Genomic DNA, 3,062 nt, shown 5'->3' on the forward strand with positions numbered 1-3,062 from the left:
AGCTGTTAGCCGAGGACAGGCCCGTCGACGTGGAGGTCGACAGCGAAGCGACCGAGCTATCGGTCGAGCTCAGGCCGGTCGACAACGAGCTGATACCCGTCGAAGTCGACGTCGAGAGCGACGAAATCGAGCTGGTCGCCGAGGACAAGCCGGTCGACGTGGAAGTCGACAGCGACGCGACCGAGCTATCGGTCGAGCTCAGGCCGGTCGACAGCGAGCTGATGCCCGTCGAGGTCGACGTCGACAGCGAGGCGACCGAGCTGTCGGTCGAGCTGAGGCCGGTCGACAACGAGCTGATGCCCGTCGAGGTCGACGTCGAGAGCGACGAAATCGAGCTGGTCGCCGAGGACAAGCCGGTCGAGGTCGAAGTGGACAGCGACGAAATCGAGCTGGTTGCCGACGACAGGCCAGTCGACGTGGAGGTCGACAGCGAAGCGACCGAGCTGTCGGTCGAGCTCAGGCCGGTCGACAGCGAGCTGATGCCCGTCGAGGTCGACGTCGAGAGCGACGAAATCGAGCTGGTCGCCGAGGACAAGCCGGTCGACGTGGAAGTCGACAGCGAAGCGACCGAGCTATCGGTCGAGCTCAGGCCCGTCGACAGCGAGCTAATCGAGCTGGTTGCCGACGAAAGGCCCGTCGACGTCGAAGTCGACAGCGAGGCGACCGAGCTATCGGTCGAGCTGAGACCGGTCGACAACGAGCTGATGCCCGTCGAAGTCGACGTGGACAGCGAACTGATCGAGCTGGTCGCCGAGGACAAGCCGGTTGACGTCGAAGTCGAGAGCGACGAAATCGAGCTGTTAGCCGAGGACAGGCCAGTCGACGTGGAAGTCGACAGCGAAGCGACCGAGCTATCGGTCGAGCTGAGGCCCGTCGACAGCGAGCTGATGCCCGTCGAAGTCGAGGTGGACAGCGAACTGATCGAGCTGGTCGCCGACGACAAGCCGGTCGACGTCGAGGTCGACAGCGACGCCACGCTGCTGTTCGTCGAGCTCAGGCCCGTCGACAGCGAAGTAATGCTGCTCGTTGTACCGGACAACGTCGTTGACAGGCTATCGACGGCAAGATTGGTCGCGAACAACTGAGATCCATTGATCGCATCAGTGCTCGTTGCGCTCACCTGGCCGGCTGCTACGTTCGTGATTTGACGCTCCGCGCCCGCCGCGCCAACGCTCACCACGCTGCTCGGATTAGTGCCGGCGTAGCTGTATGTCACACCGCCCACGGTTCCTGTCGCGGTCGGATTCGGTGCGGCCGTCACCGAGCCACTACCCAGTGCCACGTCACCCGGGCTGGTCGTCGCTGTCGCGCCGTTACCAATTGCCACGCTTCCCGTCGTCGCCCCGGCCGTACCAGCCACCGAGTTCTGACCCAGCGCAACCGACCCGGGGCCTTGCGCGGCGTTCGTATTGCCAATCGCCAACGCGCCATTGCCCGTCGCCGTGTTGTTCGCGCCCAGCGCAACCGCACCATTGCCGGTCGCGGTGTTCGGATCACCAATCGCTACAGCACCGTTACCATTAGCCGTTTGACTCTCGCCCAACGCAATCGCACCCGTACCGGACACGACCGACGAATTGTGGCCGCCGGCAATCGAGCCGGCACCGGCCGCTGCCGATACCGTGTTGCTGTCGCCAATTGCGATAGTCGAGGCTGCGGCCGCAGTCGAGTTATTGCCGATTGCAACACTCTGAATCCCCGCTGCGTTCGCAGCATTGCCCACCGCGGTGGCAGCATTGCCACTTGCAGTCGCATTGACTCCCGCTGCCAGCGCGTTGATTCCCGTCGCGCCGTCGTTGTTGTAGTTGCCCTGCTGGACGCCGTTGTCATTGACGCTGTAGTAATGAGTGCGCGTCGTCGAGACGACTGTCGACAGCGATGTCACGTTGCTGTTCGTCGTGCTCAGCCCCGTCGACAGCGAGCTGGCCGTCGTCGAGGTCGAAGTCGACAGCGACGTCACCGTGCTATTGGTCGAGCTCAGGCCCGTGGACAGCGAGTTGGCCGTCGTCGACGTCGACGTCGACAGCGAGGCCACCGAGCTATCAGTCGAGCTCAGGCCGGTCGACAACGAGCTGATGCCGGTCGAGGTCGAGGTGGACAGCGAGCCGATCGAGCTGTTTGCCGACGACAGGCCCGTCGACGTGGAAGTCGACAGCGAAGCGACCGAGCTATTGGTCGAGCTCAGGCCCGTCGACAGCGAGTTGGCCGTCGTCGACGTCGACGTCGACAGCGAGGCCACCGAGCTATCAGTCGAGCTCAGGCCCGTCGACAACGAGCTGATGCCGGTCGAGGTCGAGGTGGACAGCGAGCCGATCGAGCTGTTTGCTGACGACAGGCCCGTCGACGTGGAAGTCGACAGCGAAGCGACCGAGCTGTTGGTCGAGCTCAGGCCCGTCGACAGCGAGTTGGCCGTCGTCGACGTCGACGTCGACAGCGAGGCCACCGTGCTATCAGTCGAGCTGAGGCCCGTTGACAACGAGTTGATACCCGTCGAGGTCGAGGTGGACAGCGAGCCGATCGAGCTGTTTGCCGACGACAGGCCCGTCGACGTGGAAGTCGACAGCGAAGCGACCGAGCTATTGGTCGAGCTCAGGCCCGTGGACAGCGAGTTGGCCGTCGTCGACGTCGAAGTCGACAGCGAGGCCACCGTGCTATCAGTCGAGCTGAGGCCCGTCGACAGCGAGCTGATGCCCGTCGAAGTCGAGGTCGACAGCGAAGCGACCGAGCTGTTGGTCGAGCTCAGACCCGTCGACAACGAAGTGATGCCGGTCGACAGCGACGAGATCGCGCTGCTGGACGACGACACCGTCGTCGACAGCGAATCCACGATGGAATTGGTCGCGAAGAGTTGGGAGCCGTTGATCGCGTCCGTGCTGGTCGGCGTGATTTGACCTGCCGCGACATTGGTGATCTGGCGTGTGGTGCCCGTGCTCGCGTTGCCGACGCTCACCACGCTGCTCGGATTGCCGCCCGCGAACGTGCTGGTCACGCCGCCGACGGTACCCGTCGGCGTCGCGTTGGGCGCTGCGGTGACGGAGCCGCTGCCGAGCGCGACGTCGCCA

The 3,062-nt window shown here is 64.4% G+C and carries 1 protein-coding gene; it reads right to left on the bottom strand.

The window, feature by feature from the left end; all coding sequences use genetic code 11:
- On the bottom strand, nt 1-3,062 hold a 3,062-nt coding region (locus U4Z31_RS36725; RefSeq protein ID WP_415750336.1), incomplete at both ends, for a YadA family autotransporter adhesin.

It is taken from the genome of Burkholderia sp. BCC1985 (genome assembly GCF_905339915.1).
Lineage (GTDB): Bacteria > Pseudomonadota > Gammaproteobacteria > Burkholderiales > Burkholderiaceae > Burkholderia.